The organism is Photobacterium sanguinicancri (genome assembly GCF_002265265.1).
GTDB classification, from domain to species: domain Bacteria; phylum Pseudomonadota; class Gammaproteobacteria; order Enterobacterales; family Vibrionaceae; genus Photobacterium; species Photobacterium sanguinicancri.
In genome coordinates, this window is record NZ_NOIF01000045.1 from 1 (window position 1) to 23,698 (window position 23,698).

The window sequence follows — 23,698 nt, forward strand, 5'->3', positions numbered from 1 at the left end:
TATCTATATTAATCATCATCAATGATCAAATTATGGCTGCTGCGACTTGGGCTTTTGTACCTCAATTTGACTTTTTGGCACTCATTGTCGCGACTTTTATCGCACTTCTACCATTCAAAAAATACGAATTGCGTGCTGAGTTTCGTGGGTGTGATGAAACGGGTGATCAATGGGTATCGCTAGTACGTTGCTGTACGAAAAGTGAGTGCCGCATTTTGAAAGGAGTATATTCATCGGCTCAGTAAAACCTATAAAGAAAAAACCGCTCTGAATAATCAGAGCGGTAAATAGGCAAGAGGTTTAGTTATTATAATAAGTACTAAGTTTTACTTAGCTGGGTATGTTTTGTAGCGAACCCCCATCATTTGTTCCATACAATGAACGACTTGGCAGCTATAGCCGAACTCGTTATCGTACCAAATGTATAGTACGCAACGGTTGTCTTGAGCAATCGTGGCGACACCATCCACAACACCTGCAACACGTGAGCCAACAATATCGCTAGATACGACTTCTGTAGAATCCGTGAAATCAATTTGCCCTGAAAGCGGCGAGTTAAGCGCCATTTCACGAAGGTATTGATTCATCTCCTCTGCGGTAACATTTTTTTCTAAATTCAAGTTTGCAACAGCCATGGAAACATTTGGAGTTGGAACGCGAATAGAGTTACCTGATAATTTACCTGCCAGTTCTGGCAGCGCTTTTGCGACGGCTTTAGCTGCGCCAGTGGAAGTCAGTACCATATTTAGGGATGCAGAGCGGCCACGGCGATCGCCTGAGTGGAAGTTGTCAATCAGGTTTTGATCGTTAGTGTACGAGTGCACAGTTTCGATGTGACCAGAGACGACGCCATATTTGTCGTTAACGGCCTTCAATACTGGCGTTATTGCATTGGTAGTACAGCTTGCTGCTGAGATAATGGTGTCTTCAGGTTGAATGACGGCTTCGTTCACCCCAAATACGACATTTTTAATATCGCCTTTACCCGGCGCTGTCAGTAGTACTTTACTTGTGCCTGGGCATGCAAGGTGATTACTTAACCCTTCGCTGTCGCGCCAAATCCCCGTGTTATCGACAACAAGTGCATTGTTGATACCGTATTGTGTGTAATCTACTTCAGCAGGGCTGTTAGCATAGATAATTTGGATAAAGTTACCATTAACAATGATAGCTTTACGTTCTTTGTTGATGGTAATGCTGCCGTTAAACGGGCCGTGTACTGAATCACGACGGAGTAGGCTCGCACGCTTTTCTAAATCACCATCTTTACCGCCACGAACAACAATCGCTTTTAGACGGAGTGGATAGCCTACACCACTTTTTTCAATGAGTAAGCGTGCCAATAAGCGACCAATACGTCCAAAGCCATACAGAACAACATCACGAGATTCTAACGATTGGGTACTGTCTAGCGACTCAATTAATGCAGTTTGAAGGTAGTCTTTTAAACCGTCTTCATTGTCTTGGTTATTCCAGTATTCGTGTGCAAGCTGACCAACATCTATTCGACAAGGCGACAAATCTAATTCTGTCAGTTGCTGAATTAGCGGAAGCGTTTGTGCTGGTGATAAAGCCTTACCAGTATACTTGCGGGCGACACGATGTGCTTTGATGATATCGACAGTTGAAGCGTTAACCAATTGACGACCAAACAGTAGGATTTCAACACCTTTCTGTCGGTACAGTTGGCCAAGAAGTGGTGAGATGGATTCTGAATTAGTTTGGCTTGTTTGCCAATCAAGAAGATATTTTTCCGGACTCATCTTTACTAGGACCTTTCACGTTTTTTGGGGGGAAGAAGCAGGTTGGGGCCTGCATGAAGCTATGTTGTTTTTATGTGCAAAAGTGTAACGTTTGCGACGTTTTTATCCTAGTAAAATTAAGCGCTTATAATTGTGATCTGAGTCGGTGCAGTGTCGTGATCGACCTCGCAAATTAAATTTGTATAACGTGTTTTCTGTGCTTTTGAAATGTACTTATTTTTCGCTATTCATTTAGAAAAACAGTCTGCTTAAATATAAATAGTTTTTTGTTAAGTAAAGGGGAGAATTGAGATATAACCGCTACTTAGCTGCTGTGGCTAAATTGGAGATCAGAGAAATAAAGCACCATGGAGGGAATGAAAATAAAGGCTAATCAAAGTGCTGAGTAGCCCTGTTTACATAAATGCTGAAGTGAAGGGGTTGTTTATCACAAATTAATAAAATCACACTTCAGCATTTTAGGCTGGATAAATGGCGCCTAAAGCAATTGCGTTACTTGCCCCTGTCACATCTGGAAGATTACCTGGTAACTGATGCAAAGTTCGGTATGCGAGCCATGCAAATGCCATCGCTTCCATGTTATCGCTGTCTACACCTCGTTCAGATGTACTGAGTATTTGCCATTGCGGTAATGCTGTTTGTAGCCTGTTTATCAATAGTGGGTTATGAACACCACCGCCACAGATAAGCAGTTCGTTAGGTACATTATTGCAAGTGAAGGTACGAACATCGTTGGCTATCGTCATTGCGGTGAATTCAACTAACGTGGCTTGTACATCTTGTGGTGTAAGTGTGATGCCTTTTTCTTGCGCCAAAATAGCTAAGTGCTGTTGTAACCAAGGCAAATTAAAGAGTTCCCGCCCTGTACTTTTTGGCGCGGATAGCGCGAGGTATGGTTCAGCCAGCAATTGTTCAAGCAATGCGTGGTTGACTGAACCTGTTAGTGCCCACTCTGCATTGTTATCGTAGGATTTTTGTTGGTGAAAGCTTATCCAAGCGTCCATCAGCATATTACCGGGACCTGTATCATAGCCGATCACATGTTGGTTTGGTTGTAATACCGTGATGTTTGCAATACCACCAATGTTTAAAATAACTCGGGAGGTTTCTGAGCAACTGAATAGTTGCTGATGGAATGCGGGTACTAAAGGAGCCCCTTGACCACCGAAGGCCATATCTTTTCGACGAAAGTCTGCAACAGTGCAAATACCTGTTTTAGCTGAAATGATGTTGGCATCCCCCAGCTGCATTGTAAAAGCATATTCACAATCAGGGCTATGAAATACCGTCTGGCCGTGGCTGCCTATTGCTTTGATGTCTTCAGGTTGAACGTTTGCCTTCGTGATAAGGGTGTTAACTGCATCTGCAAACAGGTGACCTAATCGGTGATCGAGCTCGCCGATTGTTTGAAGGTTGGTTGGTTGTCCCAGACAGACATCAAGCAATGAATGTTTTAGGCTTTCTCCCATTGGAAAGCTGATTGATGCAACCAGATGTGTTTGCGTGGAATCTATTTCAACGAGAACGGCATCAACACCATCCATACTCGTGCCAGACATGAGGCCAATGTATTTTTCAGTCACTGTTTGATACCTGTTAGAGACATAGAAAACGTCAGTATATTTTACACATTGTTGCCTATTTTAGTTCCATTATATTTCAACTTACTGAAAAGAAAGGTTTAAAAAAAGTGGTATCCCTTTTGCTAACTCTAGTGTGCAACTTATTAATAATATTTGAGGGATTATCATGAAAAAGTTAACTATCGCTGCTTTAGTTACATCTTCTTTATTTGCCGCTAATGCAAGTGCGACGATTCTGTCTGTGAGTTCAGGTACTTCTTCTGCGGGATTTTCTGGGCAAATTACACCGGCTCCAGGGTTGGTGACAGATGCCGCGGTTACCAATCAGGCCCAGCAGGGTTTCAATGAACAGCAGCTTGTTTCTTTGGCGGCTGACTTAGCTGTCGATGGTGGAACAATAGCCCAAGGTACAAATGTCGCGAGTCACATGATATTTTTGAATAAAGCAACGAGCGAGAGTGGCGTGTTGTCTCACATTGGTGTTGAGTGGATGTTTGATGGCAACATTTTAGGTGTTATGTCTGATTCTGGTGGTACCTTAGAAGCCGCGAGTAATGCCTTATTGGGCGCTGCAGGAACAACCTACCCAGGTGCGTTCGGTGCACGTGGTATGGAAGGCAGTGATAGCTATACAATTGATGGTGATAAGCTAACCGTGACTATGCGAGTTACACAGCCTGGTGACTGGATTCGTGTCATTACTGATGTGCCAGAGCCAGCATCGATGGCATTATTTGGTTTAGGTCTGATGGGGTTAGGTTTCTCTCGTCGTCGTAAAAACCATGCATAATCAGGCGATAGCCCTTTGAATAATCATATTTCTGTTTGATTTTTGCATAACCGCTGCACTCGTGTGGCGGTTTTATTTTGGGGCTAGAATAGGGGTGATGTAGCTCACTATTTCTGTTATAATGCGCGCTATTATCTCTGGGTCATGGCAAGAGCGCTCTCAAAATGACGAGTAATATCCTTGCTCTGCGTACTCAGATGAAACATACAAATTGAAGCTGCCACCATCATGGCGGCTTTTTTAATGCTTGATACATCAATCAATTTGGAACAGTACATTGATTTCTACAGCTAACATTACGATGCAGTTTGGCGATAAGCCATTGTTTGAAAACATTTCAGTTAAATTCGGTGGCGGTAACCGCTACGGCCTAATCGGTGCGAATGGCTGTGGTAAGTCAACGTTCATGAAAATCCTTGGCGGCGAATTAGAGCAGTCAGGCGGCACTGTTTCATTAGATCCTAACGAGCGTATGGCTAAGTTAGGTCAGGACCAGTTTGCTTTTGAAAAATACTCTGTTGTTGACACCGTTATCATGGGTCACAAAGAGCTTTGGAAAGTAAAAGAAGAACGCGACCATATTTACTCTTTACCAGAAATGTCTGATGAAGATGGTATGCGTGTTGGCGACCTTGAAACTGAGTTCGCAGAAATGGACGGTTACTCTGCTGAAGCGCGTGCGGGTGAACTTCTACTTGGTCTTGGTATTCCAGAAGATCAACACTTCGGTCTAATGAGCGAAGTTGCTCCTGGTCTAAAAGTTCGTGTGCTTCTAGCGCAAGTTCTATTCGCTGATCCTGAAGTTATGCTTCTTGACGAACCAACGAACAACTTGGACATTCACACAATCAGCTGGTTAGAAGAGATTTTGTTGGCACGTAACTGCACAATGATCATTATCTCGCATGACCGCCACTTCCTAAACAGTGTTTGTACACACATGGCAGACTTGGATTACGGTGAACTTCGCCTATTCCCAGGTAACTATGATGAATACATGATTGCGGCTGAGCAATCACGTGACCAACTGTACGCTGATAACGCGAAGAAAAAAGCACAGATGGCTGAACTACAAACGTTCGTAAGCCGTTTCTCTGCTAACGCATCAAAAGCAAAGCAAGCGACATCACGTCAGAAACAACTAGATAAAATTCAACTTAGTGAAGTGAAGGCGTCAAGCCGTCAATCTCCGTTTATCCGCTTCGATCAGGAAAAGCCACTTTTCCGTAATGCACTTGAAGTTGAAGGCCTAAAACAAGGTTACGGCGAAAACATTTTGATCAACGGTGTAAACCTTATGGTTGAAGTGGGCGAGCGTATCGCGATTATCGGTGAGAATGGTATCGGTAAATCAACATTACTAAATACGCTTGCTGGTGCAATGGATCCAATGGAAGGTATGGTTAAGTGGTCTGAAAACCACAACATCGGCTTCTATGCTCAGGATCACAGTGCTGATTTTGAAGAAGATATGACGCTGCTTGACTGGATGGGTCAGTGGAAAAAAGAAGGTGACGACGAGCAAGTAGTTCGCGGCATCCTTGGTCGTATGTTGTTCTCTCAAAGTGACATCAAGAAATCGGTTAAAGTGATTTCTGGTGGTGAGCAAGGTCGCATGTTGTTTGGTAAGCTTATTATGCAAAAAGCTAACATCCTTCTAATGGATGAACCAACAAACCACATGGATATGGAGTCTATCGAAGCACTTAACTTAGCGCTTGAAAACTTCAAAGGTACCTTGATGTTCGTTTCTCATGACCGTCAGTTTGTATCGTCTGTTGCTACGCGTATCATCGAAATTACTAAGAACGGTATTGAAGATTTCCACGGTTCTTACGATGAATACCTACGCAAGCAAGGCCTAACAGGCTAATTATTGTTTGTTGAATGAGAGCCGCCCTATAAGGCGGCTTTTTTCTGTCTATGGTTTAATTCAATTGGCTATTCAACAAGGTTGGAGAATAAAATGAAAATTTGGGTAGATGCTGATGCGTGTCCAAATGTAATCAAGGAAATTTTATTTCGGGTGGCTAACAGAGTGGGGGTTTCAGTCACGCTGGTGGCTAACCATCATGTACGTGTACCGCCATCACCCCATATTCGATCGTTACAGGTTGAAAGTGGTTTTGATGTTGCAGACGATTTTATCGTTCAGCAGGTTGAAGCGGGGGACTTGGTTATCACGGCTGATATTCCATTAGCTGACGAAGTGATCACTAAAGATGGACATGCGCTGAATCCGCGCGGTGAGTTGTATACCAAAGAAACGATTAAACAGCGTTTACAGATGCGAGACTTCATGGATACCATGCGCAGCTCTGGTGTACAAACAGGTGGGCCACCACCACTTAACCAGTCTGATCGCCAAAACTTTGCGAATAAATTAGACAGCTTTGTGGCAAAAAACCATAAAAAATAGTCTCAGACACAAAAGGTAACGAGCTTTAAGCATCGAAGTAAGCTCGTTGCTACTTTTTGAAGCAAAAGCCGCCAAAGTAATAACTTTACGCCCTGTTTACTCTTTTGCTTGGTTCTCCTTCTCCTTTTCTTTTTGGCTTTCAGTCCCTTTTACTGTTTTCTCTTGCTCTTCTAGCAGCTTCTTCGGTGTTGCTTTTTTCTTCTTGTTTATTCTATATTCCGTTGCGTAATACCACTCTGAATTTTGGTTAGTCAGCATAGCTTCGAGTGCTTTTGAGTCTACTTCTGAAAATTTCCCCATCGCGATTGCGGGTAAGTCTGTTTTTCCTACTTTTTCATTACTGGCCATATCGACCATGACAGTTGCAGCTTCAGCTAATGCGGCTGCATACTCATCTCGGTTATTAAAGTTAATATCATCGACAGTCATTTTTTCACGTAAAACAAGCGACCATTGAAGGGCAAGGTAAGGGACTCGCGAATAAGGTTCTTTAGTATTAGGATCTGTATTATTCTGCGGTAAGTCGTAACTAATGCCTTGCAAGAAATAAGCGAGTGATAAGTATTTGTCTTCTTTTAGTTGTTTTAAACCGATGAAGTCGGGTAGATCTGAAGGGGAGATCTTTTTGCCTTTTTGGTTATAGAGCCAGACGGCATTGTCGTTACGCATTTCAGGCCAAAAATCATCACCCGATCCAAGCAGGTTAAATGTGACTTTTAGTCTAATTGGGACACTTGTCCCACCATTTGGCATGTCCCAAAAGCTTGATAGGATATGGTGCTGGGTGGTGAGGTAGAGTAACCCGTTATCAGGCCCGACGACGACAGATGCTAGATCATGAGTTTGTGAACCGAGTTTTTTGGTGCAGCTATAGCTTTCGATATCCGTTGGTGATGAATTTTCATCCCACTTTTTTACTTTACCGCCACCATTCAGTTTACAAAGTGCATGGTAAATATTCTTTTTATTTTTATTGTAACGGTAGAGATGTGCATATTCTTTGTCATAGCTGATCACAGCCTGAGTGGGTAATAATTGGTCGAGTGTTACGGTAATAATATCGCCGTCTTCTAGATCTGCGTAGGAAATCTTCTCGGCGTATGCAGGAAAAGAGGCAATGATAAGAAATAGAGGCAATAGAAAAAGATCAGAAAGTTTCGTCACCGCAAAGCTCGGCTCTGAACTATAGGGTTGAGCCGGTCTTAATAAGTTACGCGATGAAGCGCGTATAAAATGATCCGCAATCATAATCGGTACCTTTATCGCGTGAATTGTTGTCAGTTTAGCAAATCACGATAAGGCTGGATGAAAAAGAAAGGGGAGTCCAAATAAAGAGGCGGTATTCGATTAACACCGCCAAGGTAATTGCAGTTTTAACATTTTGATGGTGGTGATAATCAAATAACGTATAAAGCTAAAGTCTACCTAACATGCTTGAACTGTAAATTTCCCAACAGCAACACTGACAACCTTGACGGTGCTACCTGCAGGAATCACTTGATCATGAGAGGTCGGATCAAGTAATAATTGCCATTGGATACCTGAATGCTTAACGTAAACAGGCGTATCCTGTGCACTTAGTGTCGAGCTCAGAGTAAAAGTTAGGCCCATAAAATCGCTATGGACATTGCTAGCTTCGACTTTGCTTTGCTGTAAGCGTTTTAGCGGCTTCCAAAGAAGTGCAGTAATAATACCCGCACCAATCCCAGTCGCACTGACTAAGCTTAGAAATGTTTCTGGCAGTATTCCTGCCCATGCAAGCCCGCCAGTGATAATCGCAGCAATACCGACAGCCAATAGCACGATTGTTGAGAGGCCCAAGAGTAAAGTCTCTACAGACAATAATATTAAGCCAATAATGATGGTTAACTGTGCAGGGCTAATACCAAAAACATCCATACGATACCCCTTTAATTACTTACTTTGGTTAAGCTTATTAATGATAGTCATTGCTTCAGCAACCATTGACGAGGCATTGGTTTGATTTTCAGGAAGCAGTACCACTGAAGATTCTTTGGCGATGGCTAGTTTTGCATCAATGGCTTTACCGGCCAGTTCAAGTTGTATCGCTTTTTGACCTTCTTCTGTTGATGCTGTTCGACCTACCACTTCAATAGCCTCAGCTTGCGCCTGAGCAACGGCTAGAATCGCTTGCGCTTCACCTTCGGCTTTGAGTACTTGCTCTGAACGCTCAGCTTCAGCCGCTAATACACGTGCTTGTTTTTCACCTTCAGCGATATTGATATCAGACTGACGTTGACCTTCAGATTCCAAAATAACCGCACGCTTTTCACGTTCAGCTTTCATTTGGCGTTCCATGGCGTCTAATACTGAACGAGGTGGTTCAATATCTTTAATCTCATAACGCATTACTTGCACCCCCCAAGGTTCAGAGGCTTCATTAATAGAGGATACAATTGCTGTATTTAGGCTTTCACGTTCCTCGAAGGTTTTATCTAGCTCAAGTTTACCCACTTCACTACGCATTGTTGTTTGCGCTAGTTGGGTTACAGAGAAAACATAGTCATCAACACCGTAGCAGGCTTTAGCTGGGTCAAGGACTTTTAGGTACAGTACGCCATCGACAATTAGCGAAATATTATCTTTTGTGATCGCTGATTGCTGAGGTACATCATATGCTTGCTCTTTTAATGAACGGGTATAAGCGATGCGATCGATGAAAGGAATAATGAAGTTTAAGCCTGCTTCCATTGTTTTATTGTACTTACCAAAACGTTCCACAATGTAAGCAGAGTTTTGAGGTACAAATTTCACGGAAGAACGAATGAAAATAATGACAAAAATGGCAAGGAATATCCAGCCATTAAAGAGGTTTGGTAACAGTTCGATAATGTCCATATTGACTCTTTTGATAGTAAATTGAATTGCGTTTTTTTACTGTACCGAAAAGAGGCACCCAAGGTCTAGCTAAGTAGGCAATTTAGTTGTGAAACGCGATCAGAAATTGAGTTCAGGAAAAGATATATAGAGGGTTGAATATAGTGGGGTATGGGATGCTCAGAAAAAGAAAAGAAAAAGCCAGCTCGATGAGCTGGCTATATAGTTGCTGTTAGCTGTTAGCTGTTAGCTGTTAGCTGTTAGCTGTTAGCTTTAACTGTTTTTGGCTCTTTGGGATGCCAAGCGCCATCAAGTTCATCTAGTTCAGGGAACTTCGAACGGTCAAATACCGGCGTTTTACCTGCTTTGATTTGCACTTCGTAATCTTTGATTACTTTAAATGCAAGTTTAGACAGTAGCAGAAGAGCCACGATATTAATCAGCGCCATCATACCCATAGAGGCATCCGCTAAACTCCACACTACAGGTAGTGATGTTATAGACCCAAACATAACCATAGCCAGAACAAGTAAACGGAAGGCAAATAGGCCTTTTCTGGTATTACCGTTCAAGAACATGATGTTTGTTTCTGCGTAGCTGTAGTTAGCAATAATAGAGGTGAAACAGAACAGTATGATTGCAGCTGCCATAAAGTAAGCAGTCCAGCTACCTAGCTCATTGGTGAGAGCTTGTTGCAGCAAACCAATACCAGAAGCAGCATCAGGCTGATCCATTACGCCTGAAAGCATGATCATTGCTGCTGATGCTGTACAGATAACGATAGTATCGGCAAAAACACCTAGCATTTGAACAAAACCTTGTGACGCAGGGTGGTTAGGGTTTGGTGTGGCAGATGCCGCTACGTTAGCAGCAGAGCCCATACCAGCTTCGTTCGAGAATAGACCACGAGCAATACCGCTTTGCATCGCTTGTGCGATTGTGTAAGCCACACCACCAGCTGCTGCTTCCTGCCAACCAAATGCACTCTTAACAATTAGTGCAAGTGCTGCTGGTAGTTCAGAGATGTTCATTACAACCACCACCATTGCAATTGCAAGGTAGCTAATAGCCATAACAGGTACGATACGTGCAGAAGCTTGAGCAATCTTACGAAGACCACCCATAATGAAGAATGCTGATGCGGCAACAATAATGACACCCATGATCGTTTCATCGAAACCAAATGAGTGGTTTAACGCATCAGTAATAGTGTTTGCTTGCACGGCATTAAACACTAAGCCAAATGCAATGATAAGGAATACTGAGAATAGTGATCCCATCCAACGTTGACCAAGGCCTTTTTCCATGTAGTAGGCTGGGCCACCACGGTACTGACCATCAACATCTTTTACTTTATATACTTGAGCAAGGGTTGATTCAACAAAAGCTGTAGACATACCAAATAGGGCAATCAACCACATCCAAAAAATAGCGCCTGGGCCACCAGCTGCAAGGGCAACTGCAACACCAGCCATATTACCAGTACCTACACGAGCTGCCATAGAGGTGCAAAATACTTGATAAGAACTTAAGCCATTTTCGATGTTTTTACCGCTTTTTAGCACATAGATTGCGTGTCTAAATTGACGGATTTGAATAAAACCTAAACGCAGAGTGAAGTAGATACCAACACCAACGAGAAGGTATATAAGAACTTGGCCCCAAAGAAGTCCATTAATAGTACCAATGATAGACATTAGTCCATTGTTTAGCGCATCTAACCAAGATTCGTTAGCAACATTCATTTTGTTTTCCTGTAACAAGGGCTCAATCGTAAAAAGCATCGAGCGAACTGGAACATCCATTTAGTGACACTTTGCCACAACGGTTTCAACTATATTTTGTTCTGGTTTCTAATGTTTTATGCGGATTTAATAGTCTTTAATTTAACATTATTGAAACATGAAACCGTGTATCTGCCGCAATAAGGGCGCTGAAAGGTAGCATGAAATACGTGAGAATCTACACGACACAGATCACGTTTTTTTATGTATTGAGTGAAAATAGACAATTAGAAAGAAGGGTTTCGATAATAAAGCCACTAAATACAAGGGGTTAGTTATAGCAGCTGCGTTCTGTTTATTTTTGGGTAAAACGCTGTCCAATTAGCCCGAAAATAGTAAATACCCTATTTAGTGGGCTCATAATAGAAGTAAGTTGTTAACATGATATGCAGGGAGGTTCATCTTTATGCAAGGAAATAGAAACAAAAGAAGCATAAAATAAAGAATGGGCTAGGTGCTTAGTGTACTGCATGCTTAATTGTCATTGTTTCTGTTGTGTCTTGGCTTGTTTGATCGTGTTGAATGACAACAAATTGATAGCCGCAAATACAGGTATAGGTGCCAGATTCACTAATAAGGTATTCATCACTTTGGTGGCAACGGTCGCAGATATAAATAGGTTCCATAAAGGTGCTCTTGCGTAAATGGTCTGGTGAATTATACATATCAATGTGTTAACAATGAGAAGTCGTTACTTAAATTATGAGGTTCGCCTAAACTATACTTATCGAATCGAAATGGTGGTTGTTTCATTTTGTACTTTATGTTTGGAAATCTGTTGTTGAAGGTCGTCGTTATCCTTTTAGTCGCTTACTCATTAGTAACCTGCAAAATCACTGAAAATAGAGCTGCATTTTAAATATTTACACTTTGTTTCCGCTGATCAGCTATCATTAAGGGTGTATCAGATGATAGAAGTTATACTAAAGACGTTTTAAATAAGAAAAAGTGATTCACTTATGTGGAAAGTGGGAGTATATTGCCTTTCTTGCTACTAGAGAAACACACCACCTTCTCACTTATTATAATTGATGATCAACACTGATCACTCTGTTAGTTGCTAGTGTAGTGAAAGCCTCTTATCTGAGGTTCTAAACCATATATCATTAAGACGGTTAATATTTCCTATCGTTAATCGTTATCTATAGAACATGATTTCTAAGGGATCTCCTAATGCCATGATTGGAGCTCCTCATATAAGTTAAGAGGTAATACATGGATAATTTTGCTGCTGCAGAAAAAGCATTAAGTGCAATGCTGAAAAGCGTAGATGCAGACGGTAACAAAAAAGTCGAACGTACAGACTATCGTCAAACATTAATTGATTTTGCTGATGAAGTACCAGGTCGTCAAAAAGCGGTAATTAAGCGCATCCCTCTGGATAAAATTAATAATCTAATTGCAGTGTTACATGAGTTTCGCGATGAAGCTAAAAATACTCGCATGATTGAGATTTTAGCTATGATGGAAAAAGACGGTGTTCACCCTGAAGATTTAATTGAGAAAGAATAAGTTTTCATTCTATTCTCGTTAGCGATTGATATTCTATCCAAAGGTAAATTGTAGCGGTTTCTCTGATGAAGCTGATTATTTTGTAGGTATTGCCTTTAGCCAATGGGTAAGTATGGCTATGTTGTTGTCTTAATATAGACTGTATCGTTATAGCTGCTATTTAAAAAAGGTGCTTATTCGTAAGCGCCTTTTTCCCGTACCTGTTATTTGGATATAAATCACTGAACTATCGGATTGTTTTGTTGCCTATAAAGCTAGGTATATTGGTTTAACATATTGCGCACAGAGTGGTGCAGTATCAACAAGTGTAGAGTACTAACTTGGAAAATTTAGTAGAAGTGTCACATCTTTCTAAAGCTTTTAGTGGTCAAGAAGTTATTTCAGATATTAGTTTTACGCTTTCAGGCGGACAAGTTCTAGGGCTGCTAGGCCACAATGGGGCAGGTAAGTCGACATTAATTAAAATATTGCTAGGCACACTGCATTATGACGGTGAAGTAGCATTACTCGGATTAACACCTGAGAAGCATAGAACAAAAATTATGGAGCGGGTGGCATATATATCAGATGTTAGTTCATTACCCAGCTGGATGACAATTAAGCAAATTATTAATTACATGAAAGGTGTGCACCCACAGTTTGATGCTGACAGGGCTAAATCTTATTTACAGAATACTGAGCTTAAGTTGCAAATGAAAATTGTTCAACTTTCAAAAGGGATGAAAGTTCAGCTGCATTTAGCGTTAGTGATGGCGACAGATGCTCAAATTTTGATATTAGATGAACCAACGTTAGGTTTGGATTTAATTTATCGAGAAACATTTTATCATGATATTCAATCATGGGTTCAGAAACATAACCGTTCAATGATAATAGCGAGTCATGAGGTTAGTGAAATTGAACATTTATTGACAGATGTATTGGTACTCAAGTCGGGTGATGTCGTATTGCAAGGTGCATTAGATTCACTGTATGAGCAATATATAAGTATCAGCATTCCTCATGAGAATAGAGAAAAGGCTGAACAGTATTGTCCAATTTATGCAAAAGAAGAAAAAGGACACACCTTGATGCTTTTTAATAACGAATCAAGTGAAGCACTTATGGCGTTAGGGCAAGTAAGCAAAACGCGCTTGTCTGATCTTTTCCTCGCAAAACAATTGGGGCTTAACGCATGAACCGCCTCTTATGCTTAGTAAAGAAAGAATTGATGGAATACCCGTTTATACTTCGTTTTCCTATTGTGATTGCATGCGTGGTATTACTGGCCCTTGCGCTCTTTATGTCTGGCAATGATGTGTCTGTAACATGGCAAGTTAACGGCAGTAGTATCATCCCTGATGTGGGTGACTTTTTGGGTTTTGCCGGTGTTTTGGGGAATTTTAATGTGTGGGTAGCGAGTATTGTAGCTGTCGTACTCTTTTTGGTATACACACCTAAAGCTTTACGTAAAGAACGTGAAGAAGGCAGCTTGATGTTTTGGCGTTCAATGCCAGTGTCAGACTGGGAAACCGTGTTGGTTAAGTTACTTTTCACGTTAGTGGTTTTACCTGTAATCGCGTCAACGGTACTCGTATTTGCAGATTTTATTGTTTGGGTTTTATCCTTGTTGTGGGTACCGCAAACACTAGATACGACCTCAACAGTTACTTTGTGGGCGCTATTACTGCATTGGTTAGCTTTTATTGGGCGAATGGTTGCAGTCAGTATTGTGTTAGTGCCATTTGTTAGCGTGATATTTCTTCTGTCACAAGTTACGAGAGCTCCATTAGTTGTGCTTTTAGTCGCTATATTTTTGCTCAATATAACAACCTCTTTGGCACTTGGTACGACGGCGTTAGGGGACTCGATAAAAGGGCTTTATCATTTACCAATAACGATCTTGTTCAGTGACAACCCAATTGGTACTTTGTTTTCAGTGAGTGCTATTTATTGGTTAGGCTTGATGATAGTGAGTGCTGTTTGTTTAGCATTAACGGTAAAGATGCGGCAAACCGATGATTTTCTGGCAAGGTTTGGTTTAGGTTTATAAAAGTAAAAGGAGAGCAGAAGCTCTCCTTTTTTATTACTGTCATATTCATTTTAGAATGTATGGTATTCAATGCATTAATAGGCTTTGCAAGCAAGTAGGGACTTGGAATGTTACCGTCATACATATCTGAATATGAGGATAAATCGATAATTACGCAGTCGCTACAGAAGAAATATAATCTGCTTCGCTTTTATATTTACGAACATTACGAGAAAGTGTGCCTTTTGGTACATCAAAGCGCTTTTCTGCTTCGTAGCTAGATAGTCCATCAAAAATAACAGCTTCAACTGCTACACGTTGGTTTTGAGATTTGAAAATGCGTTGAGCGATAAATTGAAATTGATTACGGTTCATAGAATACTCACAAATTATTCTTGGTGACGATGAAAGATGTCTTTCATGCATGCCTTGTTATTGAATAATTCTATAATACCTACTTGAACCCTAACGGAAGCTTAATAGGTAGTGTCAAAATGCCGCTACTAACAGTAACAATATGTTTGTAAATGTTACGACGGGCAATTTGACACTATTTACGAGATATTAGTGCTTGATTAGCTGCAAACCTGCGGGCAACGCATCACCAAATACACGCTTTGTCTCTTCTTCTGTTAGCACTTTAACTTCAGAAACCATCTGAACCCAACTTGCTGGTGCTTTACTAGATTTCAGTTTCTCAATGATTGCCGCTCGGCTTGAATCATCAATATCCAGAGTGCGATCACCCGTCATTCGGCACATCATAACAGCAGCAAAACCGATATTAGGGTCGGTTCGCCAGTCAAGTTCCATCAATTCAGGTAAGCAATAAGCAATATGCTGGGATGTCAGTAAATTATGAGCACTCCCATAGAATGGACTACGAGTCCCTATACGGCCGACAGCCCACCAGTGCGCTTGAGAGTACTGACTTTTTTGTAGGCGACCAAACAGCCACTCAATAAGTTGAAGTTTATTCTCAAAAGGAAGGTGTTCAAGTGATGCGGCCAAACGCACCATATCTTGATAGCTACGTTCTTGAAGTTCTTTATTCAGTTTGCTATTACGTGATGCACTTGGATTAATGTATTTTGCGATGTCTTTATAAATCACAAGTTGCTGTTCTTGGGTGAGACCGCCAGCAACGCGGCGCCAGAATGTCCACCAATCACTCCAAGTTTGTGGGTTAGATTCAAACTGAATACCTTGTTGGTACAGCTGCCAAACTTGATCCATGCGCCATTCATCCGAAGGGTAACCAAAGCCAGGTCGAAGCGTGAAGCCAGCCAGTTTTAACCAGGTTCTTTCATGGAGATCAGAGCGACGGCGGCGCTTTTTGCTATCCAGCAGTGCGGTTGCCAGCTCGCGCAAACAAGGCGTTTCCCACGCATCTCGTTTTCCAAGCATTTTCTCTAAATCTTTTTGCAGAGTTTTGAGCGTTTTGTTGTCTGTAACTTTAGCACTTCCGCCGTAGACTAACTTTATCGTAGCTATTGCATCGTCTATGCGCGCAGGGAGAATGGATTCAGCCTGAGTCGCGTCTTTATCTTTGTTGCGGCTTAATTTGGCCAGATCTTTACGAACGGTAAATTCAACCTTCCAACGCTTTGATTTATCGGTAGCCGATACACACTCCACCTGCAATGTACCAACTTCGGTAAGTTGACAGGCGAGGGTGACGACCTCCCGTTCTTTTTGGTTAGCAGCAAGTGATGAGCGATCTGTGTCGCTGTCTAATGTGGCGATAAATGGCGGTAAGTTAACAAAACTGTCGGTATCAATATCGACAATTTGACCAACTTCTGTATGTGTATCATCGGTTGATGACACTAAGTTAAAGCGTACGGGTTCGCCAAGGGTTAATGCAAAATAGCGATCTTCTAGGTGAATATCACTTCCTTCATCAGTTCCTTTAGGTAATAGACACAAACCTTGTTTGGCTGATTTCTTATCTTCGATAGTTAAAAAGTAAGAACGGGCAGAACCACCACCGATTTTCAGTTGTGCGCCATGGCGTGCTTTTGCATAAGCGACTGCACCATAAGCTACTGATAAATCAGGGTGTGGATTAACGAGTTGCGTGACGCTGTCACCCTTCCATTTCTTGAAGATATCGAGCGTTCTTGTGCTCAAAAGTGGGCTATTGAATACACCACCATTAAGTAGGACAGCTGTTGGAATTGGTGGGACATCGCTTAGAGCAGTTTCACCTTTTTGGTTTAGTGCATCGCGACAAACTTCGTCGTGCAACTCAATAAATTGTGCAAGGTGTTTACTGATAGCTGGATCAGCTGCGTAGGGCAGGCCAAACTCGACAACAGCTGCTTGACGTTGATTTGGTTGGTCTGAAAATTCTGTTAATGGGAAGAAGCCGTCCAGCGCAATGGTATGTACTTCTTCCTTTGTTAGTTCAACGCTTTTTGCACCACCAATCAAACGTGAACCACTTCCCAGTAAAGTCACTTTTGCTGTGTCTGGCGCATTGCCAGACAGTAGTTGTTCTTTTACTTTGCGTGTTTGTTGGATCAGTTTAGATAACCCAGCTGCCGTTAACTTTTTATCACCACCATGAAGGCGAAGCTCTGCTTGATGAGCAAGAGCAAGGTCAAGGTTATCGCCACCCAACATTAGGTGATCACCTACACCTATACGATCAAGCTGAAGTTTACCTTCATTTGAGCTCACTTTTATTAAACTTAAATCGGTTGTACCGCCACCAACATCGCACACCATAAGTAATGGAATATCTTTAAGTAAGGTGTCTGCGTTGTCTTTATTTTGTGCATACCAGTCGTAACAAACCGCTTGTGGTTCTTCAAGTAGTAAAACGTTAGGCAAGCCTGCTAGTTTGGCGGCTTCAAGTGTTAATGCACGTGCGGCTTCGTCAAATGATGCGGGAACTGTGATAACGACTTCTTGGTGTTCAAGTTTGTCATCTTGGTTGTGGTAGTTCCATGCTTGACGAACATGGTGTAGATAACTCGCACTGGCAACCACTGGCGATACTTTCTCAACACCTTGACTGGATGACCAAGGTAGAATCGCTTCATTACGATCGACATTCGGGTGAGATAACCAACTTTTTGCACTAACGACTTGTCGACCTTCAACTTTTGCCCCAAGCTCTCTTGCATACTCACCAACAATAACCAGCGGAATGTCACCGTCGACCAATGCTGGCTGCCATGGCAGGATTAATTCAGATTCATTAATTTCACTGGCAGCAGGGTGGTAACGAAAAGAGGGGAGTAGCGGTTTACGTGCAACTTCACCAGGGGCGATGAGTTGATCGATGTTGAAAATATGCGTAGGGCTATTTTCAAGGTTATCGGTAATTTCGGTATAAGCAACAACGGTGTGTGTTGTACCTAAATCAATACCGACAAGAAAGCGTGGGGAAGCCATTTATCACTCCAGATAGTTATACCAATGGTGAATGCTGATTGGTAGCGAAGTGGTAGCCGCAATTTTTATTGTTTAAATTGTTTGTACAGTGTTTGCGGGGTACCAGTTTAATAAATAAGGTAATGTCCGATACTAAAACAAACGGCGCATCGAGGATGCGCCGTTTTAATATTATCGATGATTATTTTTCACGAACATCGAATTCAACTTGCCACTTCTGGCCGCCATCGCTAGGAATAGCTTCTAAGCAAAGAGTACCTAATTCCGTCACGCGAGATGCAAGACGAACAGGGACAACTTCACCTGCTGTGCGGCCTTCAGAAACTGGCAGGGTTACCTGAATAGTAGGTAGCTCTTCCATTTCTTCTGGTTGCCACCAATCAAGATGCGTACCTGCAGCGTCGTCGCGGCGAACTGTAGAACCAAAGAATTGGAACTGCACCGGTTGGCCAATCACTAGACCAAACTCTTGGCTAGGAACATCAGCATGAGTGCCTTCTTCCATCCCAAACGGTGCCACACACAATGCTTCTAATGGTGGCTCCATACCTGGGATGGCTGGCATCGCGCTTTCGATACCGACATAGTAGCTGCTTGCGATACCACCACGGATACGAACGCCTTTACCTTTGCGTACAGAACCGTAGTAAGACGCACCACTTGCAACAGCAAGATCGAGATCTAAACCTTCAAGTAATTTAGCTTCTTCTGAACCTGCTGTTGTTAACCAGCTATTGATAATAGCCAGTAAGCGATCAGAGATAAGCTCAGACTTCAGTACACCACCGTTAAACAAAATAGCGGTAGGGCGGATGAAATCTTCATGAATTTGTTCAAACTTCTCAAACAGCTCGTCTACAGCAGAAGCTTGACGGCTTAAGAAGCTAGCAACATGACGGCTTACCGCTGCATCTTGTGCATATGGCAGACCCATTTGCGTTAATGCGCCACGTGCCGTTTGTACCGGATGCTCTTCAATGCCAGTGCGAGGGAAGAAACCCTCAACCAGTGTTTGTTGAACTTCTTCTTGGGTTAGCTCAGTTTGAAGCGTGCCACCCAGTAGTTTTGAACCACGGCTAGGTACAACGATTGGAACCGCTTGTAATTCAGCATCACTTAGCAGTGCTTCTTTCGCATCGCGACATGCATGCGTGATAGCTTGGATCTGCCAAGGTTGTAGTTGTTTACCCTCTTGCGCCAGCTTCATTTTTAAGCGGTAGGCAAGGGCTAAATCCATGTTGTCGCCACCCAAAAGGATGTGATCGCCAACAGCAACACGATTAAGGGTTAAGTTACCTTCTTCTTCAGTCACTGCAACTAAAGAAAGGTCGGTAGTACCACCACCGATATCAACAACAAGTACGATGTCGCCAACAGAGACTTGGTCACGCCAAGAATCTTCATTGTTTTTGATCCAGCTGTAAACCGCAGCTTGTGGTTCTTCAAGCAGGGTAAGGTGCTTAAAGCCAACATGACGGGCTGCTTCAGCTGTTAACTCGCGAGCTGCTGGGTCAAAAGAGGCAGGAACGGTAACCGTAACATCTTGATCGCATAATGGTGTTTCAGGATGATTATGGTTCCAAGCATCAACGAGGTGTTCTAAATAACAACGCGTCGCTTCGAGTGGTGAAGCCTTGATCACTTCTTCTGGGCTATTTAGCGGAAGAAATGCGTCGCGGCGGTTCACACCACCATGACATAACCAACTTTTAGCACTCGCGATAAGACGAATTGGTGTTTTACTGCCTAAGTTACGTGCCATTGCACCAACAATTGCCTTTGGCTGCGTGTTCCAAGGCAACGCTGTGTCGCCCTGTGCTAGCTCGGATTCATGTGCTTGATACATGAATGATGGCAGTTGATCTTTTTCTTCAACGTGGCCCGGCGTCGTTAGCTGGGCGATAGGCATTACTTTAACGCTGGCATCTTCATCTTGAAGGTCAACATACGACAATACGCAGTGAGTTGTACCTAAGTCGATACCAACGCTATAACGGTGTTCTTGTGTTTCTTGCATTACAGTTCTACCTCAGCGGCGGCAATAATCTGAGCATCATGACCTTCTGCCATTTTTGGCAGATTGATATCAGTTACTTTCCAACCACGATGGATCAGTGTTCCAGTAAATGGTGCTTCGCCAACGACATTGCCCGTTAGGCGAACTTCAGAGGCATTAAAGCCTGCTGGTAGTGTTACGCGAGTTTCTTCTTCTTCAGAACGCACAGGCGCAAAACTAAAGTATTCGTTTAGCACTTTCTGACCGCCTTCGTGAATAACACGAGCTGCGGCACCGATATCAGCGTCAGCAAAACCTTTTAGGTCTTCTTGCATAAAATCGATAAAACGCGCTTCCTGTTGTAGCAAAGATAGCAGTTGAAGGGCAGCGTCGGGTGTTGATGTTTTCAGCTTAGGTTCAACTTCAACAATCTTTTCGACGATTTTTTCCACTTCGACGATTTTCTCGACAGGGATTTCAACAATCTTCTCTACTTCAACGATTTTTTCGACAGGTTTTTCAACCTCGACGATTTTTTCTACTTCGACTTGTTTCTCAACAATTTTTTCAACTTCAACAGGTTTGCCTTTTTTAGCGATGTAAAGCACTAGCATTACTAACACTAAACCACCTAACCAAGCGTGTCCCATATCGAGAGTTGTCGGCATTGCCGATAGGTCAACAGTCATTTTAGAAAAATCAAAAGCCATATTCGTCTACTCTTTGCAGTGAAAAATCGATTCACTATGAACAATTTAGCCAGAATACTACCATAACAAAGCCGCATTACACCTAGGCTGACAGCATTTTTTACCTGAATTGCAAGAAGAATCGGGGTCTTAGTGTATTTTACAACCAATCCATACGCTGACATTGTGTTGTCATCGTGCTCTGAAGATTATGATAGGACATTTTTTCCTATTTATTACGGTATTAGCATTCATGTTGCAGTGTGAATGGCATTCAGTGTGACATATTTTCGATTATGGATAATCCAACAAGCCTCTGATCTCTGCGATATGTTGTTTTAGCCAAGTTTGATTAATTGCCCCCCAGTCTCTAATGACATAATGGCCGCTATGATTACGCTCACCTTGAGTTTGCTCAAACTCACAAATAATGTCGAGCTCGGCAAGGTTTTTGATAGTGTCTTGTGCGGTACGACGAGGCATACCACTAAATTCAATAATAGCTGGCACGCTTGAAACGCCTGTATCAATGAGATGGGCAACGTAAAGACGGCGGTAAAAACTTGATTTTGTTTTGCTAATACTCATGTCAGCGAAATGTCCATTTGATTAGTCCTTGATTTTTCGAGCTTATCATAAAATATACATCATTTGATTTAGCTGGATCTATTGTCAGCTTTTTTTACACTCTGGATGCTATAGAACATTTATTTTTTACTAACTAGCTGAATATAGAGCACTATAAAAGTTGGCAAAAGTTATGCATTAACCTTTGTAGTTGAAAGTTCTATCCACAAACAGTTTTCTTGTTCAAATTTTCCTTATTTAGAGGTAGGCGATTGAGGTAGCACGGGCTTAGGGGGATAAGCGCTAGTGCGGTAGTATCGAAATTGTAATACCTCCAGCCACCGTAATGGTGGCTTTTCTTTGTCTGCGTATTTCATTTAGTGAGATCAAGCGGTTAAAACGCCACCGCTAAACGACGTCTATGGGATGCTTTCTTGCTATAGCTAGCGTCAAACCATAAAATATCAGATCTATTACCTGAACGATCTCATCTTGCGATCACGAAATTAAGGGACTGTTTATACAATATGAGCAAGTTTACCCCGCCAAGCTTTACAAAAGCGTTGCTGCATCCGCGTTATTGGCCGACGCTATTTTTGATCGGTGTGATGTACCTGATCAGTTGGTTACCTTATTTCATTCAGTTTCGCATGGGGCAAGGGATCGGACGTTTAGCTATTCGCCTAATGAAAAAGCGCCGTGTTACGATGAAGAAAAATCTAGAACTTTGTTTTCCTGATATGGAAGAAAGTGAAAGATATGCAATCATTAAGAAGAATATTGATAATACTGGTCTCGGTTTGTTTGAGACGGGGATGGCATGGTTTTGGCCAGATATTCGGGTTGAACGGCATGTAACTTATGAAGGACTAGAGATTCTAGAAGAACTAGAAAAGCAGGGCAAAGGCGTGCTGGTTGTTGCTGTGCATTCAATGAACCTTGAGCTCGGTGCGCGTGCTATGGGGATTAAAATGTCAGGTTGTGGCGTTTATCGTCCTAATGACAATCCATGTTTTGAATTTTTCCAGTATCAAGGCCGTAGTCGGTCAAATCGAACTCTGATTGACCGCAAAGATGTAAAAGATATGCTAAGAAGACTGCGTGGTACTGGGCGTGTTTGGTACGCACCTGATCATGATTATGGTTTACGCCGTTCTGCTTTTGCTCCCTTCTTTGCGGTAGAAAAAGCATGCACAACAACGGGTACCAGTTTATTAGTGGATGCGTCTGATTGTGCTGTGGTGCCGTTTGCGATGATACGTGATACCGACTCAGGGCAGTATATTGCTAAAATTATGGAGCCATTGACGGAATTTCCACACGGTGATCCTGAAGCTGCGGCCGTTTATATGAATAAAGCGGTAGAGCGTATTATCTTGGAAGCACCTGAACAATACATGTGGCTTCACCGTCGTTTTAAAACACGCCCAGAAGGTGAAGCGTCGCTTTACGACTAAAACCATGCTGATTTGCTGTGTACAGCATTGCCATTTCGTTTTAATTGCAACGGCGAAAATAATAAAAATGCCAACCGATTCGGTTGGCATTTTTGTATTCCGTCTTACCCTTGCGAGCCATTTTTTATCGGTTCGGGTATAAAAAGGTAGAGTAACCCTGCGCAGAAAGTCGAGGCAATTAGGTCTGTAGGCCAGTGCATACCAAGCCAGATTCGACTCATAGCGACACCTAACCCCCAAGTAAATAGCAAAGTAATGGGTAAGTAGCCCCTATTGCGAAGCAAAAATCCTCCCCAGAATACAATGCACACAGCAACAAAAATAGTGTGACCAGAAGGGAGAGAGTAGTTGGTTTCGCCTTCCCAGTGGCGGATGCGCCATTCACTGACATTTTCTTTTGCCTGCTCTATAACAAGCTCTTTTTGATCTGCTGATAATTGATAAAACGCAGGGGCTGAGTCAACCAACTTAAGCGCGGCAAGTTCATGCGTATAAGGACGAGGCACTTCTGTAATGTGCTTCATGATGGATTTGGCCGCAAAGCTTAACACTAAAATTAAGGCAAATTGACACCATAAGGTTAGGCAGGTTTTTTTATCTTTTTTATAAGCTAATGGCAGAAGGCATAACATGGCGACTGTGATAATAAACCATGGATTACCTGCCGAACTTGAAAGCAGAGTAAAAATAAAACCTGTACTGTCATTTGCTGGAGCAACTAAAGAAGGTGAGGGAAATAATGCTAATAGTGCTAGCAGTATCAAAGTGAATAAACCAAGCACCTTGTAGCCAGGTATTTTACGTTGTAGTTGGGTGCGTAACATGATGTTTGCTTGTGTTGTACAAAAAAGAGAGCAACTATAGCAAAACTGAAGTTAGTCAGT

21 protein-coding genes are annotated in these 23,698 nt (G+C 42.2%); 8 read left to right on the forward strand and 13 right to left on the reverse strand.

What is annotated here, in order from left to right; translation table 11 throughout:
• On the forward strand, nucleotides 1–245 hold a 245-nt coding region (locus tag ASV53_RS09295; RefSeq protein WP_338091404.1), incomplete at its 5' end, for a hypothetical protein.
• Nucleotides 246–326: 81 nt separating this feature from the next.
• Here the strand turns inward: ASV53_RS09295 and ASV53_RS09300 are convergent.
• Both ASV53_RS09300 and ASV53_RS09305 read right to left on the reverse strand, forming a co-directional pair.
• Nucleotides 327–1,763: a glyceraldehyde-3-phosphate dehydrogenase gene (locus tag ASV53_RS09300; RefSeq protein WP_062690566.1), complete on the reverse strand. Its 1,437-nt coding sequence runs from the start codon at nucleotides 1,761–1,763 to the stop codon at nucleotides 327–329.
• A gap of 458 nt (nucleotides 1,764–2,221) precedes the next feature.
• Nucleotides 2,222–3,346: an anhydro-N-acetylmuramic acid kinase gene (locus tag ASV53_RS09305; protein ID WP_275657092.1), complete on the reverse strand. Its 1,125-nt coding sequence runs from the start codon at nucleotides 3,344–3,346 to the stop codon at nucleotides 2,222–2,224.
• A 166-nt stretch (nucleotides 3,347–3,512) separates the two neighbouring features.
• Here ASV53_RS09305 and ASV53_RS09310 point away from each other — a divergent pair, with 166 nt between their 5' ends.
• From ASV53_RS09310 to ASV53_RS09320, 3 genes are all read left to right on the forward strand, one after another.
• A complete protein-coding gene (locus ASV53_RS09310) occupies nucleotides 3,513–4,136 on the forward strand; it encodes a PEP-CTERM sorting domain-containing protein (protein ID WP_094956893.1) in 624 nt (207 codons plus the stop codon).
• A 277-nt stretch (nucleotides 4,137–4,413) separates the two neighbouring features.
• On the forward strand, nucleotides 4,414–6,009 hold the full coding sequence (locus tag ASV53_RS09315) for an ABC-F family ATPase (protein ID WP_094956894.1): 1,596 nt from the start codon (nucleotides 4,414–4,416) through the stop codon (nucleotides 6,007–6,009).
• Between the two features lie 93 nt (nucleotides 6,010–6,102).
• A complete protein-coding gene (locus ASV53_RS09320; protein WP_062690568.1) occupies nucleotides 6,103–6,555 on the forward strand; it encodes a YaiI/YqxD family protein in 453 nt (150 codons plus the stop codon).
• Nucleotides 6,556–6,651: 96 nt separating this feature from the next.
• Here the strand turns inward: ASV53_RS09320 and ASV53_RS09325 are convergent, their stop codons facing one another.
• From ASV53_RS09325 to ASV53_RS25430, 5 genes are all read right to left on the reverse strand, one after another.
• Complete coding sequence (locus ASV53_RS09325) at nucleotides 6,652–7,803, reverse strand: ParB/Srx family N-terminal domain-containing protein (protein ID WP_094956895.1); 1,152 nt, start codon at nucleotides 7,801–7,803, stop codon at nucleotides 6,652–6,654.
• Between the two features lie 177 nt (nucleotides 7,804–7,980).
• Nucleotides 7,981–8,454, reverse strand: a complete 474-nt coding sequence (locus tag ASV53_RS09330; protein ID WP_094956896.1) for an NfeD family protein — start codon at nucleotides 8,452–8,454, stop codon at nucleotides 7,981–7,983.
• 15 nt (nucleotides 8,455–8,469) lie between these two features.
• Entirely contained in the window at nucleotides 8,470–9,414 is a 945-nt protein-coding gene (locus ASV53_RS09335; RefSeq protein WP_062690569.1) for an SPFH domain-containing protein, read from the reverse strand.
• Nucleotides 9,415–9,653: 239 nt separating this feature from the next.
• Nucleotides 9,654–11,138 (reverse strand): alanine/glycine:cation symporter family protein, encoded by a 1,485-nt coding sequence (locus tag ASV53_RS09340; protein WP_094956907.1) that lies wholly within the window; start codon nucleotides 11,136–11,138, stop codon nucleotides 9,654–9,656.
• Between the two features lie 497 nt (nucleotides 11,139–11,635).
• The gene (locus tag ASV53_RS25430; protein ID WP_157072621.1) at nucleotides 11,636–11,803 is read right to left on the reverse strand and encodes a hypothetical protein; all 168 of its coding nucleotides are present in this window, start codon (nucleotides 11,801–11,803) and stop codon (nucleotides 11,636–11,638) included.
• Between the two features lie 589 nt (nucleotides 11,804–12,392).
• Here ASV53_RS25430 and ASV53_RS09345 point away from each other — a divergent pair.
• The 3 genes from ASV53_RS09345 (at nucleotide 12,393) to ASV53_RS09355 (ending at nucleotide 14,721) form a co-directional block, all read left to right on the forward strand.
• The gene (locus ASV53_RS09345; RefSeq protein ID WP_062690570.1) at nucleotides 12,393–12,689 is read left to right on the forward strand and encodes a hypothetical protein; all 297 of its coding nucleotides are present in this window, start codon (nucleotides 12,393–12,395) and stop codon (nucleotides 12,687–12,689) included.
• Nucleotides 12,690–13,009: 320 nt separating this feature from the next.
• On the forward strand, nucleotides 13,010–13,867 hold the full coding sequence (locus ASV53_RS09350) for an ABC transporter ATP-binding protein (protein ID WP_062690571.1): 858 nt from the start codon (nucleotides 13,010–13,012) through the stop codon (nucleotides 13,865–13,867).
• Nucleotides 13,864–14,721: an ABC transporter gene (locus ASV53_RS09355; RefSeq protein WP_141226237.1), complete on the forward strand. Its 858-nt coding sequence runs from the start codon at nucleotides 13,864–13,866 to the stop codon at nucleotides 14,719–14,721. Before ASV53_RS09350 ends, ASV53_RS09355 begins: the two co-directional genes overlap by 4 nt.
• Before the next feature lie 150 nt (nucleotides 14,722–14,871).
• Here the strand turns inward: ASV53_RS09355 and ASV53_RS09360 are convergent, their stop codons facing one another.
• The 5 genes from ASV53_RS09360 to ASV53_RS09380 form a co-directional block, all read right to left on the reverse strand.
• On the reverse strand, nucleotides 14,872–15,075 hold the full coding sequence (locus ASV53_RS09360) for a helix-turn-helix domain-containing protein (protein ID WP_062690574.1): 204 nt from the start codon (nucleotides 15,073–15,075) through the stop codon (nucleotides 14,872–14,874).
• A 189-nt stretch (nucleotides 15,076–15,264) separates the two neighbouring features.
• Entirely contained in the window at nucleotides 15,265–18,105 is a 2,841-nt protein-coding gene (locus ASV53_RS09365; protein WP_094956898.1) for an Hsp70 family protein, read from the reverse strand.
• A gap of 181 nt (nucleotides 18,106–18,286) precedes the next feature.
• The gene (locus tag ASV53_RS09370) at nucleotides 18,287–20,122 is read right to left on the reverse strand and encodes an Hsp70 family protein (protein ID WP_062690575.1); all 1,836 of its coding nucleotides are present in this window, start codon (nucleotides 20,120–20,122) and stop codon (nucleotides 18,287–18,289) included.
• Complete coding sequence (locus tag ASV53_RS09375; protein ID WP_189337853.1) at nucleotides 20,122–20,790, reverse strand: DUF2760 domain-containing protein; 669 nt, start codon at nucleotides 20,788–20,790, stop codon at nucleotides 20,122–20,124. The genes ASV53_RS09370 and ASV53_RS09375 overlap by 1 nt, the downstream gene beginning before the upstream one ends.
• Nucleotides 20,791–21,084: 294 nt before the next feature.
• Nucleotides 21,085–21,378: a winged helix-turn-helix domain-containing protein gene (locus tag ASV53_RS09380; RefSeq protein ID WP_094956900.1), complete on the reverse strand. Its 294-nt coding sequence runs from the start codon at nucleotides 21,376–21,378 to the stop codon at nucleotides 21,085–21,087.
• 506 nt (nucleotides 21,379–21,884) lie between these two features.
• Here ASV53_RS09380 and lpxL point away from each other — a divergent pair.
• A complete protein-coding gene (gene lpxL / locus ASV53_RS09385; RefSeq protein WP_094956901.1) occupies nucleotides 21,885–22,814 on the forward strand; it encodes an LpxL/LpxP family Kdo(2)-lipid IV(A) lauroyl/palmitoleoyl acyltransferase in 930 nt (309 codons plus the stop codon).
• 104 nt (nucleotides 22,815–22,918) lie between these two features.
• Here the strand turns inward: lpxL and ASV53_RS09390 are convergent, their stop codons facing one another.
• Nucleotides 22,919–23,638, reverse strand: a complete 720-nt coding sequence (locus tag ASV53_RS09390; RefSeq protein ID WP_062690577.1) for a phosphatase PAP2 family protein — start codon at nucleotides 23,636–23,638, stop codon at nucleotides 22,919–22,921.
• Between the last annotated feature and the right edge of the window lie 60 nt (nucleotides 23,639–23,698).

Coding starts and splice junctions, on each gene's coding strand:
- ASV53_RS09300 (WP_062690566.1), bottom strand. CDS start 1,763: ATGAGTCCGGAAAAATATCTTCTTGATTGGCAAACAAGCCAAACTAAT.
- lpxL (WP_094956901.1), top strand. CDS start 21,885: ATGAGCAAGTTTACCCCGCCAAGCTTTACAAAAGCGTTGCTGCATCCG.
- ASV53_RS09310 (WP_094956893.1), top strand. CDS start 3,513: ATGAAAAAGTTAACTATCGCTGCTTTAGTTACATCTTCTTTATTTGCC.
- ASV53_RS09370 (WP_062690575.1), bottom strand. CDS start 20,122: ATGCAAGAAACACAAGAACACCGTTATAGCGTTGGTATCGACTTAGGT.
- ASV53_RS09335 (WP_062690569.1), bottom strand. CDS start 9,414: ATGGACATTATCGAACTGTTACCAAACCTCTTTAATGGCTGGATATTC.
- ASV53_RS09380 (WP_094956900.1), bottom strand. CDS start 21,378: ATGAGTATTAGCAAAACAAAATCAAGTTTTTACCGCCGTCTTTACGTT.
- ASV53_RS25430 (WP_157072621.1), bottom strand. CDS start 11,803: ATGGAACCTATTTATATCTGCGACCGTTGCCACCAAAGTGATGAATAC.
- ASV53_RS09345 (WP_062690570.1), top strand. CDS start 12,393: ATGGATAATTTTGCTGCTGCAGAAAAAGCATTAAGTGCAATGCTGAAA.
- ASV53_RS09365 (WP_094956898.1), bottom strand. CDS start 18,105: ATGGCTTCCCCACGCTTTCTTGTCGGTATTGATTTAGGTACAACACAC.
- ASV53_RS09340 (WP_094956907.1), bottom strand. CDS start 11,138: ATGAATGTTGCTAACGAATCTTGGTTAGATGCGCTAAACAATGGACTA.
- ASV53_RS09330 (WP_094956896.1), bottom strand. CDS start 8,454: ATGGATGTTTTTGGTATTAGCCCTGCACAGTTAACCATCATTATTGGC.
- ASV53_RS09355 (WP_141226237.1), top strand. CDS start 13,864: ATGAACCGCCTCTTATGCTTAGTAAAGAAAGAATTGATGGAATACCCG.
- ASV53_RS09320 (WP_062690568.1), top strand. CDS start 6,103: ATGAAAATTTGGGTAGATGCTGATGCGTGTCCAAATGTAATCAAGGAA.
- ASV53_RS09375 (WP_189337853.1), bottom strand. CDS start 20,790: ATGACTGTTGACCTATCGGCAATGCCGACAACTCTCGATATGGGACAC.
- ASV53_RS09360 (WP_062690574.1), bottom strand. CDS start 15,075: ATGAACCGTAATCAATTTCAATTTATCGCTCAACGCATTTTCAAATCT.
- ASV53_RS09325 (WP_094956895.1), bottom strand. CDS start 7,803: ATGATTGCGGATCATTTTATACGCGCTTCATCGCGTAACTTATTAAGA.
- ASV53_RS09390 (WP_062690577.1), bottom strand. CDS start 23,638: ATGTTACGCACCCAACTACAACGTAAAATACCTGGCTACAAGGTGCTT.